This is a genomic window from Olivibacter sp. EAT-5 (assembly GCF_044784325.1).
In the GTDB taxonomy this organism is placed as follows: domain Bacteria; phylum Bacteroidota; class Bacteroidia; order Sphingobacteriales; family Sphingobacteriaceae; genus Olivibacter; species Olivibacter oleidegradans.
The window spans coordinates 1,224,963-1,241,217 of record NZ_CP173028.1; the positions used below are offsets into that span (position 1 = coordinate 1,224,963).

The 16,255-nt window shown below is 41.5% G+C and carries 11 protein-coding genes; 5 read left to right on the forward strand and 6 right to left on the reverse strand.

Translation table 11 applies throughout. The features are described 5' to 3' along the window. The first annotated feature begins 42 nt into the window (after positions 1-42). The 3 genes from ACH11B_RS05080 (at position 43) to ACH11B_RS05090 (ending at position 4,459) form a co-directional block, all read left to right on the forward strand. The gene (locus tag ACH11B_RS05080; protein WP_377611967.1) at positions 43-2,493 is read left to right on the forward strand and encodes an FtsX-like permease family protein; all 2,451 of its coding nucleotides are present in this window, start codon (positions 43-45) and stop codon (positions 2,491-2,493) included. A gap of 177 nt (positions 2,494-2,670) precedes the next feature. Further along, entirely contained in the window at positions 2,671-3,753 is a 1,083-nt protein-coding gene (locus ACH11B_RS05085; RefSeq protein WP_377611969.1) for a sensor histidine kinase, read from the forward strand. Beyond that, complete coding sequence (locus ACH11B_RS05090) at positions 3,731-4,459, forward strand: LytTR family DNA-binding domain-containing protein (RefSeq protein ID WP_165446912.1); 729 nt, start codon at positions 3,731-3,733, stop codon at positions 4,457-4,459. The genes ACH11B_RS05085 and ACH11B_RS05090 overlap by 23 nt, the downstream gene beginning before the upstream one ends. A 62-nt stretch (positions 4,460-4,521) precedes the next feature. On the opposite strand, the gene ACH11B_RS05095 is transcribed toward ACH11B_RS05090, so the two are convergent. The 6 genes from ACH11B_RS05095 to ACH11B_RS05120 all read right to left on the reverse strand — a co-directional run bounded on the left by ACH11B_RS05095 (position 4,522) and on the right by ACH11B_RS05120 (position 13,550). Continuing rightward, positions 4,522-6,351, reverse strand: coding sequence for an alkaline phosphatase (locus ACH11B_RS05095; protein ID WP_377611971.1), 1,830 nt, complete (start codon positions 6,349-6,351; stop codon positions 4,522-4,524). A gap of 9 nt (positions 6,352-6,360) precedes the next feature. Continuing rightward, entirely contained in the window at positions 6,361-7,899 is a 1,539-nt protein-coding gene (locus tag ACH11B_RS05100; RefSeq protein ID WP_377611973.1) for a SusD/RagB family nutrient-binding outer membrane lipoprotein, read from the reverse strand. 10 nt (positions 7,900-7,909) lie between these two features. Beyond that, the gene (locus tag ACH11B_RS05105; RefSeq protein ID WP_377611975.1) at positions 7,910-11,398 is read right to left on the reverse strand and encodes a SusC/RagA family TonB-linked outer membrane protein; all 3,489 of its coding nucleotides are present in this window, start codon (positions 11,396-11,398) and stop codon (positions 7,910-7,912) included. 69 nt (positions 11,399-11,467) lie between these two features. Continuing rightward, a complete protein-coding gene (locus tag ACH11B_RS05110) occupies positions 11,468-12,451 on the reverse strand; it encodes a FecR family protein (RefSeq protein WP_377611977.1) in 984 nt (327 codons plus the stop codon). Between the two features lie 68 nt (positions 12,452-12,519). Next, positions 12,520-13,119 (reverse strand): RNA polymerase sigma factor, encoded by a 600-nt coding sequence (locus ACH11B_RS05115; RefSeq protein ID WP_377611979.1) that lies wholly within the window; start codon positions 13,117-13,119, stop codon positions 12,520-12,522. Positions 13,120-13,178: 59 nt separating this feature from the next. Further along, the gene (locus ACH11B_RS05120) at positions 13,179-13,550 is read right to left on the reverse strand and encodes a winged helix-turn-helix transcriptional regulator (RefSeq protein WP_377611981.1); all 372 of its coding nucleotides are present in this window, start codon (positions 13,548-13,550) and stop codon (positions 13,179-13,181) included. A 117-nt stretch (positions 13,551-13,667) separates the two neighbouring features. Between ACH11B_RS05120 and ACH11B_RS05125 the strand changes: the two genes are divergently transcribed. Then, positions 13,668-14,336, forward strand: a complete 669-nt coding sequence (locus ACH11B_RS05125; protein WP_377611983.1) for an NAD(P)H-dependent oxidoreductase — start codon at positions 13,668-13,670, stop codon at positions 14,334-14,336. A 241-nt stretch (positions 14,337-14,577) separates the two neighbouring features. Beyond that, positions 14,578-16,161 (forward strand): ABC-F family ATP-binding cassette domain-containing protein, encoded by a 1,584-nt coding sequence (locus tag ACH11B_RS05130; RefSeq protein WP_377611985.1) that lies wholly within the window; start codon positions 14,578-14,580, stop codon positions 16,159-16,161. Positions 16,162-16,255: the final 94 nt, after the last annotated feature.

The following is a 16,255-nucleotide window of genomic DNA, read 5'->3' on the forward strand; positions in this document are numbered from 1 at the left end:
TAATGCGATGGTGTTGAACCAGTAGGCAGATTTATTTGTAAAATGATCAATAATACCTTGAAAATTGCCCTGCGCCATTTATGGCGCAATCGCCTTTTTACTACTTTAAATGTTTTCGGCCTGTGTATCAGCATCTCCGCTTGCTGGATTATATATCGTATTATTGGTTACGAATTCAGCTATGATGCACAACTCCCTAATAAGGAACATATCTACAAAGTTATTTCCTCTTTCGTTTCTGAAGATAAAACTTCAAAAATGGGGGGCGTGGCGGCACCCTTATACCAAGGAATCCAGGAAGAAATTACCGGATTGGAGCACGTAGTTCCCGTATTCTTTCAGGGAATTAACCGCGCGGAAACGCAGCGGAATGGAGAAAAGTTTACATTAGAGGACCCACAGCATGTCGCAGCAACGAATAACCAATACTTTCAAATGTTGCCCTATAATTGGTTAGCTGGCGACAAAGTAACGGCCTTAACAGATCCAAAAAGTGTTGTCCTTACCGAGCGTCGTGCAAAGGAATATTTTCCAAATGCAAAACCGGAAGATATGTTACATCAAACGATTACTTATTATGGACGGGATACTGTACAACGAACGGTAACCGGCATCGTATCCGATTTTAATAAACCTTCCGAATTTATCGCGGAGGAAATGATTGCCCTGCCTGGAAAAGTTTATGAAAGCTACATGTGGACAAACACAAATGGAGGTGATCGTCTTTATCTACAATTCAAAAAAGATGCAAATGTAATCGCCAAGCTCAAGCAGATTAACGAGCTTGATAAAAGACATTGGAAAGCTTTTGCAGATGAACGGGGAAGTGAATTAAAGAAAACCAAATCGTATGAATTATTACCTATACAAGAGGTGCATTTTGCAACTGATGTAAGCGATTATGGTATTAGTAAAACCAGTAAACCGGTCATGTTTGGACTAGTAGGCATCGGTGTTTTTTTATTGATACTTGCCTGCATCAACTATATCAATACAAGCGTTGCCCAAATGCCGCAACGGGGAAAGGAAATAGGCGTGCGAAAGACCTTGGGAAGCAGTAAATGGCATTTGATGAACCAATTTTTAGTGGAAACGCTATTGACTACATTTATAGCGTCGATATTGGCGTTTGCTTTCGGCAAAATCGGATTTTCAATATTAAAGGAGCTTATTCCTACAGGAGTTACCTTTAGCGGCGAACCTCATGTATTCCCGCTATTCGTAAGCATCATTATAATACTAATAACATGTTTAGCGGGCCTTTATCCAAGCTGGCTTATCACAAGGGTAAAAACAGTGGAAGTGTTTAAAAATTCCTTCACTGTGATCCGCTCGGGCTCGCGATTCAGCTTACAACAGGTATTGATTATATTTCAGTTTGCCATTGCCATGGTGTTTATTATCTGTACCATTATTGTAGGTGCACAATTGCGCCATACGTTGAAAGCAGACATGGGATTTAATAAAGAAGCCATCGTGCTGATTGATATACCCTGGAAATATCTTGGTGATGCTCGTTATAGCAATAAGCAGTTTACGTTGTTGTCTGAACTACGCAAACAACCAGGCATCAAATCTGTAGCCTTAGGTATCCCGCCCCTTTCCTCCGGGTATTCGTCCAGTCCTTTCCAGACTGCAGTGGATGGCAAAGACTTAAACATGATAAAAATGTTTAAAAAGAACATAGATACAGCGTACCTCCGACTTTATCAAATGCAACTCGTTGCAGGAAGAAATATACTTCCTTCTGATACGATCAGCGAATTTGTGATTAACGAGACCGCTGTTAAGGCTTTTGGCTTTCCTTCTCCCAAAGAGGCTCTCGGTAAAATGATCAATCAGTTAGGCAACACCAAACATGCTATTGTAGGTGTCGTGAAAGACTTTCATACACAAGATTTTTATACTTCAATAGAGCCTTTGGTCATGATGTCAGACAAGTCAAGCCTGTCTACATTGAATATTAAATTAGATACAGAGAATACGGATCAATGGCAAGCAACGCTTAAAGCAATTGAACATCAGTGGCGTAACTTCTATCCACCTGAAGGTTTTCGATACACCTTTTATGATGAAACAATCGAGGCCATGTACAAACAAGAAAGGCAAATTGCTAAACTTATTAACCTAGCGATGGCGATAACACTCTTCATCAGTTGTCTTGGCTTATTTGGCTTGGTTACGTTGACTGCTTTCCAGCGCACAAAGGAAATTGGCATACGAAAAGTGTTAGGTGCAACGGCCATGGGCATAGTAACCATGTTATCGAAGGATTTTATAAAGCTTGTAGTAATTGCCCTAATTGTGGCGTCGCCCGTTGCCTGGTGGGCGATGAATAAATGGTTAGAAAACTTTGTCTATAAAATTAATATTGAATGGTGGATGTTTGTGGTAGCAGCCGCTTCGGCAATCACCATCGCTTTGCTGACGGTTAGTTGGCAGGCCATCCGTGCAGCCCTTGTCAATCCGGTAGATAGTTTAAGGAATGAATGACTATATTTAATTGCCTCGCCTAAATCTATGTAATCACCTCGGGTAACACCTCTCCTTACCCGACGGGGCCTATCTTTGAGCTGTCAGTGGATATTGTCAGCTTGTTTTAGCAATTTTATGTAAATTGGCATCGATGCCAATGGAAATTTGCATTTCAATAAACATCGGACACCTAAAATGATTTTTGCAACAGATTTTTTGCGGAAGAGAAAAGTGGTGCTTTGGCATATCGTAGGCTGGTTTATCCTGATCGCTTATGAGGTAAGTTTTGTGATAGCCTTCGGAGCAAAAGTAACGCCTTTTGTCGTTGTTTTCGCGTATATTCTCGCTATTGCGCTATTTTATTTTCATGCTCACTGGGCGTTAACCAGAAAAAATCGACAATGGTTACTTTTACTTATACCCCTCGAAGTTCTAATTTATTATGAAACCATAATGTTTTTAGATTATTTGAAGTTATTTGATTATGAAAATCGCCCCTCCTTCTCCGAAAAATCGTTGATTATAAAACATAGTTATCGCGCCCTTTTCTTTATAATGCTGAGCACAGTATATTGGATTTTTATTAATGCGCTGCAGAAGCACCGACAAGTAGCGAAATTAGAACAAGAACGTGCTGAAAATGAGCAAAAACAGGCAGAACTGAAAATGAAATTAATAAAATCACAAAATGCTAAACTGCGTACGCAAATTGAACCGCATTTCATTTTCAACACCATGAACTTCATCTATGATGCAGTAGAAGGCGTATCAGAAAAAGCAGGCGAGGCAGTTTTGCTCTTGTCGGACATCATGCGCTATACCTTGCAGAAAACAGATGATGACCATGAGGTACCGCTTCAGATGGAACTGGAGAACATCCGAAATCTCATTAGAATAAACCACATAAGAACCAATGGCAAGTTAAATATCACCCTAGAAATCAATTTGGTAGACTATGACCTGAATGAATTAAAAATTCTTCCTCTTTTGTTTACTACCTTTGTGGAGAACATGTATAAACATGGCGATTTAACGGACCACCAGGCTCCCGGTATTGTTTACGTAATTGCCGAACATGGTGAACTTGTATTTAAAACCTGGAATAAAAAACGTACACATATGCCTGTTCAGGGGACTTTCGTCGGCATTTCAAATGCGCGCGAAAGACTGCAAAGCTTTTACAATGACCGTTTTAGCCTATCCATTGAAAACAGAGTTCATGACTTCTTGATTGAGCTCAAAATTAGATATGCGCATGATACGTTGTTATGTAGTTGATGATGAAGCAGCTTCTGTAAGCCTGCTAAGCAAATTCATAAACAAAACGCCCACCCTTGAATTATTGGGATCCTCATTAAATCCCTTGGAAGCTTTACAAAAATTTCAACAAAATGAAATCAGGGCCGACATCACCTTTCTTGACATTAATATGCCTGAAATATCAGGTTTGGAATTAGCCAATTTAATTAAAGACTATACGCATATTGTCTTTACTACAGCTCATACGCAATACGGTTTAGAAGCATTTGATCGTGACGTTATCGACTACATTGCTAAACCTTTTGGATACGAACGATTTTTAAAAGCGGTATCGCGTTATCAAAAACTTAAGCAGAGCACCCAACAGCCAAGCAAAAAAGAAAATTACTTCTTTATTAAAAGCGATATAAAGGGTAAGTTGATCCGTGTTTTAATAGACAAAATTCTGTACATCGAGTCGACGGCCAATTATATCACCATTTATACACCTACTGAAAGCTATATGACTTATATAACCTTAACTGAAGCAGAGGAATATTTAAAGCCATATGATTTTGTCAGAGTGCATAAGTCTATTATCGTCAATCCAAAAAATATTAAGTCGATTGAAGGCAATAAGATTTTACTTGGCAATGAATTGACAATTTTAGCAAGTCCCGGCTATCGAAAAATATTATCTGAAAAAGTCAACCAAAGTTTATTGATCTCTAAGCGACGCAACTAGCACTCCCATTAGTTTAAATATCAATACCCCACTCCTGCTCATAGAGTGGGGTAAAGAATGGATTATTTAGCGGAGAGTAGTTCAAAAATGCGCTTCCCGATATCGCTGTTTTGCATAAAACCAGTAAACCTAGCGGCTCTGGGGCCATAACCGTATACAGGAATAGGGGCACCGGTATGGTCATTTGTAACGAACTCACCGAGTACGAAGCCCTTCTCATAGTCACCATCCACCAATACTAATCCGCCTGTTTCATGATCAGAGGTCACCACTACCAGTGTTCCTTCATTTTTATCGGCATATTGCAAGGCCTTTCCCAATATCCTATCAAAGCTTAGATATTCCTCAATACATTGTGCAATCTTATTGCTGTGTCCACCCCCGTCAATTTTAGCGCCTTCAACCATCATAAAAAAACGATCATGCCGCTTTTCCATTAGACGCAAGGCACCGTCAAATGCATCTTCCAGCATATGATAGCCCCTAGAAGGATCATCTTGAGCTAGACAAATAAGCTGCCCGGCCGAAACGGTATCCAGCTCATGTGGGTCGGTACAAATAACGGTACCTTTTGTCATTAATTGCTGTTTCAGTTTAGCGCTGTCTGCGACTAAGCTTGGGTGGCTGCCACCTACAAATAGCTTTACAGGGCTTTTAAGGATATCATAAGCGATGGATGTCGAATAGTCGCGCTCGCTTTGATGTGCAAAGAAAGAGGCGGGTGTTGCGCCGGTAAGTCGATCGTTTGTGAGAATAGCACTTGGTATCTGTATGTTATTCAACTTCTCCGGTAAATTGGGCAAAGCTTTGCCGGTACTATCGTTACCGATGTAGCGATTTTTTGTTTTTTCACCCGTAGCAAAAGCTGTCGCACCTGCTGCGGAATCAGTGTTGTAATCATCCGCCGGTGCAGTGTTCTGAAAACCAATATGCTTAAACTGTGTCATATTCAATTGGCCACCATTGATGGTCGCTGCTGCCCATTGCTGGTTGAAACCTGCTCCGTCGCTGATAAGCAAAATGACCCGCTTCACCTTTCCTTTCGTACCATCCTGCTTATAGCTTGGCCGATATATTTCATGCTTATTTTTACGGGTATAACTATTCACCTCGTATCTATTTAAAAAGCTAGCCAGAATATTCGGTGAATCGGTATTTAGGTAATCTACTCCCAATTTTATAAAGGCCTGCCAGGCCGTTTTGGTGTCGGGACAGCCCCAGAAGCGTACGGGTTTACCAACTGCATGCACCGAATCGATAAAATGCTTTACTTTGTTCCGCTCCGGCTCAGTTATTCTTCCCAAACCGTTCCAAACACTGAAAGACTGAAAAGGTGCACTATAGAATGCGACTCGTTTAAGCTGTTCATCGCTATAGCGAAGTTGTGTACGGCCGTCAAAGTAAAATATTGGATCAAAGGCCCCGAAACGCTCCGGCTTAGGCATATCACCACTAATTACTAAACGCACGGCATCCGGATTTCGGTTTACATCAAAATAAGCCCGAATGGGGGCAAGTTGGCGCTCCAATGCTTTCAAGGTAGGCTCTCCATCTGTTTTTAAGTCGATCAAAAATTGTAGTTGCCCACCTTCAGGGTATACCTTACCATTATGCAAAGATATCTGTTGCAATAAGGGCTTTAGATAGAGATTCTGAATGGTGTGTCCGGGTTTAATCTCCTCCTCTTCGTGTGCTACATAAAGTGAATCATTTTTCAGAAACACGTCTATTTCGATGGAAGCAAAACGATTCGCATAAGCTGTATAAAAAGGCTGTGCTTGTAAATAATCGTTGTGCGAATGCGCGTTTTTGTTAACCGTGTACTGCTGTGCGTGCGCAAACAGCCCGCTACTTGCCAAGCTGCACGCACATATCCATTTTTTTATATTCATCTAATACTTTTATGGTTGAAACCAAACTTTTGTATTATGAGTAGGCATGTTACCTCCCATTGTGTCATTTACCCATTGAATCAGATTGGGGTTATTTTGTTCATTATCCGAATACACATATCGAACAGGAATAGGTGCCAATACCGATGGTCCGGGCTTTAACTGTGGATAACCGGTACGTCTCCAAGAAGCCCAAGCCTCATAGCCATTTAAAAAAGCATCTATCCATTGCTGCTCGGCGATCTGTTGCAAAGCTGTTTCTTCCCGAAGTGCTATATCGGTACGCCTTAAGAAACCCGTTGTCTCCGCTTGGCTGATATAAGGCGTTTCCTCGTTGGATGCCTGACCTACTTGTGGCCATTTAGCCAATGAAGCGGCTATCCCCTCTAAATAAACAGCCGCCGCATCTCCCTGCACCCCCATATTTCTCACGATTGCCTCTGCTTTTAAAAACAGAAGTTCACTATAAGTGAAGAGGAAGGCCCTATTTTCTTTTCTTATTCGTTTACCCAATACGGAATAATCATCTTTATTGAGGCCTGTTTGCTGGTACAAAGCGTTCTGCTCCAATGAACTCAACCCAACCCGCTGTCCACGATAAACATAAGGAACAGTAGAGTTACTACGATGGGCGTTATAGGAATTTTTTGTCGGGGCTACATAAATTTTCATCCGAGGGTCGGCCACTTTCTGCAACATATCTACCATCGTTTCGCTTACACGATCGTTCCCATCGAAGTTTACACCACTACCATCTGCAGGCGGATTAAGAATAAACCACCGGTATAAATCGGCATTATTATTATAAACTAATGTAGCTTGATCTTCCACTTTTTCGAATATTGGATATTCCGAAGGATTATTAAAAATGGCGCTTACCGCAGCTGCGACATCTGCTTTTTGCGATTGGCGCATCAATATACGGATTTTTAAAGAGTTGGCGAATTTACGCCAAGCACCGGTGTTTCCATTATATAGGATATCGCGATTGATAGTCAATGAGGGATCTATGCCTTTTAATAATTGATTGGCTTGCTCCAGATCGTTAAGCATTAGTCCATATACCTCCTGCTGCGATTGATAATGTGGAAATTCCAATCCTGCCACATCCCCTTTTCCAGCTTCGTCATAAGGTATATCCCCATAGGCGTCGCTCATGATCGATAAAATATAAACCTTGCAAATCAAGGCAACCGCTTCATAATGCGGCAATTGATTCTCCTGTGCAAGTAAACGTAGCTGATTCACATCTTTAATCAGACGCATCGCGCCGTTCCATTCCTCACGAAAAGAGGCTCCCGTCAGATTGTACCGGCCATCCTCCTCACTTGTTCCGCCCAAATAGGCAATATGCTGAACAAATTGTCCGGCCCTACTGCCTCCACTGGCAGTCATGGTGCTAACAGCACCACTGAGTATGGGGGGTAATAGCATTTCAGGAGGTACAATATCCGGATTATTAGGATTAATGTTAATTGCTTCAAAGTCTTTACACGATCCAAAAATGAGTAAAAGGATCGACAGTGAAAAATAGATCAACTTCTTCATGGTGCTTTCTCTAAAAGTTAATATTTAACGCAGCGCCAAAGCTACGTAGTGAAGGAAGTGAAAAGGCTTCTAAACCCTGAAATTGGCCATCGTAACCGGATACTTCAGGATCAATGTTGGGCACGTCCGACCATAGGACAAGGTTACGTCCCACTAGCGAAAAGCTTGCCTGTCTTATCGGTGTACGCTTCAATAATTTTTCGGGCAGTCGGTATGTAATTTTCACCTCCCTCAGTTTTATATAAGAAGCATCAAAAGTGGCAATGCGGTCGTTGTTATAGTAAGCTCGCCAATAGTTACGCACCGTAACTTCTGTATCGTTCGGTTCGCCCGTATCAATATCAACCCCTTCACCAATCATTGTACCACCACCATTTGCATCCCGATTTACCAAGGATTCCTTCAAAGAGCCACTATTGATTCCCTCAATATAAGTACGTGAATGTACAACACCTCCTTTCTGAAATCCGAAGAGGAAGCTGAGGTCAAAATTGCGATAGGAAAATTGGTTAGTAATCCCTCCGGTATAATCAGGATTCACATTACCCAAGTATCCCCAGTCGCCATTTTCTTCTTGGGGTAAACCGTTACGATGCGTCAGTGTACCGTTCTGATAAATCAGGTAATCACCGTACAGAGAGCCGAAAGAACCATCACCTTTTGTATTTTCGGTACGCATTTCCAAAGATGCCCAACGCTCAAGCTGACGGATACGCGAAATGCCTAAATCTTCCGCCAAGTAGAGCACTCGATTTCTATTTAGTCCAAAGTTCACATTTACGTTCCAACTAAATTGATTCGTTCTTATGGGGGTTACATCTATCATTAGTTCAACACCATTATTCTTCATTTTACCTACATTCATTAACTTCGTATCGTATCCTGCCGAAGGGTTTAGCGTAACGGGAATAATCAGATCGGTGGTAGTGCTTCTATAATAAGTAAAGTCGATCCCCAAGCGGTTATTGAAAAATCTTGAATCAAAACCAAATTCATATGAGCTAACTTTCTCGGGCCGAATGTCCGGATTGGGATAATTATTATTGTGTACAGCAACCGTCTCACCATTCCATCCCTGTGTAACCTGGAAATTTGGCATCGTCTGGTAGGGCTCGAGATCTCGCCTTACCGAAGAAAGGCTACTGCGAAGTTTTAAATAGCTTAAGGCGTCGCTACGCCAACCGAAAAGTTCAGTTGCCACCAAACTGAGGGATGCCGATGGATAGAAATAAGATCTATTTTGTTTTGGTAATGCACTTGACCAGTCGTTTCTCCCGGTGAGATCTAAAAAAAGAGCGTCTTTATAGCCAACCTGAGCAGTTCCATAAACTGAATTTATTTTTTTTTGTTGACGAATATTACCTGCCACAATGGGAGAAGCGTTATTCGTCAGGTTGTACACATTGGGAATTGATAGACGATCTACAATAGCGCCGAGCCGTTTTGATTCCTGATTCATCAAATTCCCTCCCAAGGATGCATTTACGCTAAAATCGTCGTTGATCTTGGTATGATAAGAAAGTAAGGCATCATGATTCGTTTCAAGAAAATAAACATCATCTTCCTGATAATATCCATTAACATATTGTGCCGATGACACTGCATGACGCATCGTACGCTTATCATTATAGAAATCACGACCGGTACGCAGCATGAGACTTAAGTTCGGCAAGAAGTTATAGGTAAACTTTACATTACCGTAAACCCGATCACGGTTGTTACCGTTTAGATTTTCGTAAGCAACAAAATAAGGATTGTTTAATCGACTGCTGTTTAAACCCCAAATGGGCGAAAGTTGCCTCGTTCGCAATGAACCATCTGCCCAATAATTACGCAAGCTATTTATGTTTACATTTCGAGGCATATATAGGAAGATTTTCATGATGGCATCCTCATTCTTGGCACCATAACTTGCGCGGTTATCACTTCCTGAATTAACATAGTTCATATTCACATCTATTTTTAACTTAGGAGTAATAGCATAACCTGCATTTAACCCAACAGCATTACGACTTAAATCGGTATTCGGTACAATTCCGCGCTGAGAGGTATTTGTATAAGAAAATCGGAAATTTAACTTTTCATTACTTCCCGCTATAGCTAAATTATTAGTGAAAGTTTGTCCTGTTTGAAAAAAGTCTTTCAATTGATTTGGATAGGCAATAAAGGGGGTAGGTATACGCTGCCCGGTAGCTGGATCGATTGGTGAGTCAAATTGCGGAATTAGCTGGCCATTCAGGCGTGGCCCCCAGTTTTCCATCACATTATCGTTTAAGCCACCTCCCATGCCGTCTACATAGCTATATTCGCCATCGCGGCCCTGGCCATATTCGTACTGATAATCCGGTAATTTAAGTGGAGCCTCTGCGCTCGCTTGCGAATTGAAACTAACGCCAACACCCTTTGTTCCCTTACCCGACTTGGTAGTAATTAATACAACGCCGTTTGCTGCACGCGAACCATAAAGCGCCGCAGCATTTGGTCCTTTTAAAACGGTTATGCTCTCAATATCATTGGGGTCAAGTTCTCCCGCCGCATTTCCATAATCTACTTCTCCTTCTCCGGCAGTGAAATTCGGATTATTAAAATCTTGCCTTCCAGTATAAGCCCTGGTCGACTGCTCATTATTGTTACTGATCGGAACACCGTCTACAACAAATAAGGGCGAGTTATTATAATTGTAACCACTCACAAAATTTTGTCCACGAATTTGTATGTTGGCGGAGGAGCCAATTCCGCCACTCGAATTGGTGATGCGCACACCTGCCACTCTTCCATTCAAGGTATTAAGCAAATTTGTTTCGTGAGATTCTTGAATAGTTTGGCCTTCTACTTTCTGCTGAGAAAAACCAATCGATTTTGCTTCCCTCGATATTCCTAAGGCAGTAACAACCACCTCGTTCAAAGGGTTGTTATCTTCTTGCAAAGTCACGTCGATTCGGGCCTGCCCATTGACAGTTACTTCATGTGACCGATAACCAATATAACTAAAAACAAGTACGCTTTGTGAAGTTGGAACTTGCAATTGATAATGACCATTATGATCGGTAGTCGCTCGCTGAGATGTGCCCTTCACCTGTATATTTGCGCCGATGACAGGACTACCGCTAGTAGCATCACGCACTTGCCCGTTAACGGCTAATCCCTGTTGAACACGGCGAAGTGAGATAGTGCCGGCTTGTTCTTCAAAAACAATTTTTTCTGCTTTAAATAGATCAGACAGTATTTCGGATAGTTTACTATTCTGATAATGTATGTGACTGAAAACCAACCTTTCCAGTTGGACATCTTCTGTAAATGCAAAATCGACAGATGCCTTTCGTTCGATTTCCTTCAGCAGTGTATAAGCATTTACTTTATTAAAAGAGAGATGAATTCGCTTCTCAAGTCCTTGTTCGGGTTTATTTGCCGAAGCCATTGTAATTACCGCGCACATATTAACTAGTAATGCGAGCGATTGTAGTATTGGCAATTTAAAGCGCCAGCGTATTAATTTCATTTGAGTTAAGGGTTGAATTTTTAAAGATTGATTGATATTACTTCCTTTACGGAAGCTATCCTTAATGTATTAGAAGATATTCAAGGATCCATTCGCCTCCTTTCTGTATTGTTTGTTCAACATATGGCAGATAATCTCCAATGTTTGTGAAGCACTCCGTTCATACTTCAGTTTGAGCGTGTACCGATGACTTAGCACAGCTGCGTCGGTACTAATCAAGGATATCCCATAGACATCGCGAAAACACAGCGCCAGCTCTGAAAAAGACACCTGCGCTAAGGATATTGACCCGTCGCGCCAAGCCAGCGTAGCGGGAACAGCTTTCTTTCTGAATTGCTTATTTGCCCGATCATATATATATCCATCACCTCTATGCAACAGCAATGATTGCCCCTTATTTTCACTGCTTACCTGTACACGACCAGTGCTAACTGTTATTTCTGCTTTAGGCCTGTAATCATACGCTTTTACGTTAAAAGATGTACCTAAAACCTGTATAAACAACTCATCCGTTTGTACCCAGAAAGGGCGATCAGTAAGTGGCCGGATTTCAAAAAATGCCTCCCCTCGCAACTGAACAAAACGTTGTTTTTCTCCATAACCATCTTTCAACACCAATGACGAATTAGCATTTAACGTCACGACAGAGCCGTCCGAAAGTTTTACTGTTTTATATTCTCCCGAGTTGGTAGAAAAGTGCATCACAATCGGCTCTTTGGTATGGTATTTACGGGACGGTAGACCAAAATCAGTAGGCTTGAACCAAGTGATTCCGAGGATCAGCATGATAACTGCCGCCGCGACTCTCAACCATGGTGCAAGACGTTTTTGCTTATTACGTTTAAGCTTTGGCTCCTCCTGCTTATTCGCGTCAATATGTTTTCTCAAACGTTCTTTTACACGTAACTTTTCTTCTTCGCCGGGGCGAACTTCCGCCACCGCTCTCTCCTCTTCAAATGAATCGTACCATATGTCTACAAGCTGCCGCTCCACTTTGGTGCTCTCACCTGCATAATATCTTTTCAATAAATCTTTATATACACTAAATTTCACAACTGCTGATTTTATACTATAGTGTATAAAGTGCACGATCTATACTTCAAGAAAAGATGGTTAAATTGTTAAGTTTTTGTAAACAGGATTGTCAGTAAAGAATAAATAGGCAAATGGGGATGCGACTCAATGAGTTTGGTTTTCAACCGTCGCAGCGCTTCCGTGTGGTTGTTTCGAATGGTTTGGTCGGCTAGTTGCAATACTTCGGCTATCTCACCTATCGTATAGTCTTGCATACGCAGCAGAAAAACGCTCCGCATGTTCTCCGGAAAGGCTCGCACTGCCTCATTTATGGTTTGTTGTAGGGATGCAACTTCTAGAAGACTAATAACGCCGTCTTCGATCTCTTCCATTCGCTGAAATAAGTGCGCATGCAATTCCTCCTCGCGTTCTTGTTGGCTTGCCCAACGAATAATTTTATATTTAAGCATAGCGCCGAGATAGCCTCCGAGATCGCTTTGAATCTGTAAATTGTGCCGTTGAATCCAAAAATCAGCAAAAACATCTTGTACAAGGTCTTCGGCCAGTTCCCGACTACGGAGCCTATAATAAGCTCGCTGATAAAGATGCTCCCAATATCGTTCGAAGAGCTGCTCAAAAGCCGCGGCGTCATCGTTCCGCATGCTTTCCATTAAGACCTTTTCGCATGTTTCCAGGACAGGTTGCATTCAATTAACTCTTACAGCAAAGATAAGGGGTCTATATTATGGCAACGTTAAATCTTAAGCTAAGAATCTCGTTCTTCTCTGCATTGTTTGTGCGCCACTCCCCATTGTTCGAGTTGTTGCCAAACGGGGATAAGCGCTTGCGCGCTTGCTGTGAGTCGATAGTCGACCCGAGGCGGGACCTCTGCGTAAACTGTACGTTCGACCAATCCATCTCTTTCCAGTTCCTGTAAATGCAAAGTCAACATACGATCGGTAATGCCGGGAATAATTTTTTTTAGCTCACTAAAACGTAGTGTCTTTTTTTCAAGTTTATATAGAATGATCAGCTTCCATCGTCCTCCCAACATATCAACCGCATACATCATCCCGCAAAAGTCTATCAACTTTTCTCGGTTAATGCTATTGGTGGATGTAGGCTTTCTCTTACTCATTATGCAAACTCATTACTTACAATTTTGTGTGCCTCATACAAAGGGCTGCATACTGGCAAATATAAGGATCAGCCAATAATTTTGTCGACGCTTTATTAAAACATAAATATTATTTGTATGAAAATTCTCATTGTATATGCACATCCGGAACCTCAAAGCATGAACGGAGCCTTGTTTAAAATGGCCATCGATACCCTTACCAAAGCCGGGCATGAAGTAAAGGTATCTGATTTATACGAAATGCGTTTTAACGCTATCTCAGATCGAAGCAATTTTGTCAGCGTTCACAATCCGGAATTTTATAAACAGCAATTAGAGGAAGTCCATGCCACGAAAATAAACGGCTTTGCTGACGACATTGAGGCAGAGCAACAAAAGGTTGAATGGTGTGACTTGATGATCTGGCAATTTCCGCTTTGGTGGTTTAGTGTACCTGCTATTTTAAAGGGATGGGTGGACCGTGTATTTGCTATGGGACGCTTCTATGGGAACGGTCGCATTTATGAAAAGGGCGTCTTTAGTAATAAAAAGGCTTTACTATCGCTTACTACAGGCGGCGGTAAGAGCGATTATCTAAAAGGTGGTTTTAACGGGGATCTTGCAGGAATCCTGCGTCCGCTTCATCGGGGGATTTTTGAATTTACCGGTTTCGAGATACTGTCTCCTCACGTCGTCTACGGCCCCGCAAGGTTATCGCCAGCGGATCGTGAGCGTGAACTTGAAATCTGGAGTGAACGACTAATTCAAATTTTCGAAGAGCAAGCTATCTCGGTTGGAGAATACTAAGACACGTCCAAGCCTTCACGCGATCTTTTTGCTCAATCAGGCTAGATCAGGGTTATTTTTCCGGCATGACACTTTGGCTTAGAAAGAATGTACTTTTATAGTCATTACAAAAATTATATATTTGCATCATAAACCATACAAGGCATTAAATGTAGGATTTAATTTCTTTCAATAACAAATGAACATGCGTTGCCAATAATAGCAACCAGGTCTATGCTTGTACCCTTTAAGAAAGAAATTCATGCTTATCCTACGAAATGTTTCCTATATACATCCGGACAAAGAATTGCTGTTTGATAACATTAATCTGACCGTAAACAATCACGATAAAATCGCCTTGATCGGTAATAACGGTTCCGGAAAATCTACGTTACTTAAAATTATCAGCGGCGAACTGAAAGCTACCGGAGAGGTGATGACGGTCACAAGTCCTTATTACGTTCCTCAGATCTTTGGACAATTCAATCACCTGACTATTGCCCAGGCTTTGCGTGTCGAAGAAAAACTACATGCCTTAAGAGAGATACTAGAAGGGCGAGCTACGGAAGAACTGATGGATTTGTTAGCTGACGACTGGACCATTGATGAACGTTGTAGAGAGGCTTTGGATCGCTGGCAGCTCAAAGACTTAAACTTGGAACAAGGGATGGATACTTTAAGTGGCGGACAGCGAACAAAAGTTTTCCTAGCAGGAATCTCCATTCACCAACCAGATTTCATACTGCTCGACGAACCCAGCAATCATTTAGATGCTGTAAGTCGAAAATTACTTTATGAGTTTATCGAATCCACTTCGAGCACGCTGCTTATAGTAAGCCATGACAGAACACTATTGAACTTGTTGAATACGGTTTGCGAATTGAATAAACAAGGTATCGCTGTATACGGAGGGAATTACGATTTTTATATCGATCAGAAGAATACAGAAACGATAGCGTTAAATCAGGATATCAAAAGTAAGGAGAAAGCGCTACGTAAAGCTAAAGAGCGCGAACGGGAAACTATAGAAAGACAACAGAAATTGGATGCGCGTGGAAAGAAGAAACAGGAAAAAGCAGGTATTGCGCGCATTATGATGAATACATTAAGAAACAATGCGGAGAAGAGCAGTTCCAAAATTAAAAGCGTACACACAGAGAAAATCGACGGTATTTCGCAAGAGTTACACACCTTACGTTCGGCTGTAGCCGATCTAGATAAAATAAAGCTTGGTTTCGAAGATTCTGTGCTGCATAAAGGGAAATTACTATTTACGGCCGTCGATATCAACTTCGCTTACAAGGAGCATCAACTTTGGAGAAAAAATTTAAGCTTTCAGATCGCCAGCGGAGAGCGCATTAACCTAGCGGGTTCGAATGGTTCAGGAAAAACGACTTTAATCAATATTATTTTGGGACAATTAAGTCCTTCTTTGGGTAACACTTGGCGAGCGATCAACAAGGCAATTTACATAGATCAAGATTACTCACTAATCCGGAATGAGCTCACGGTATATGAACAAGCACAAAGATATAACGAAGCTGCCCTCGAGGAGCATGAAGTTAAGGTTCGTCTCAATCGCTTTTTATTTACAAAAGATGATTGGAACAAGCCTTGTAGCACCTTAAGTGGTGGCGAAAGGATGCGATTGATACTGTGTTGCCTTAATCTAGGCAACAATTCTCCGGATGTAATTATACTTGATGAGCCAACCAATAACTTGGACATCCAAAATATTGAGATATTAACCATAGCGATCAAGGAGTATAGGGGCACGCTGATTGTAGTATCACACGATACCTACTTTTTGGAGCAGATCGGCATTGAGCGAATGATTTATTTATAGGCGGCGGTCCACAGGTGGCTGGTTTTATCTTTTAAGCCTAACCGAATAAATTATTCGTTCATTTATTAAATCTATTTAGCACGAATCCGCCTGT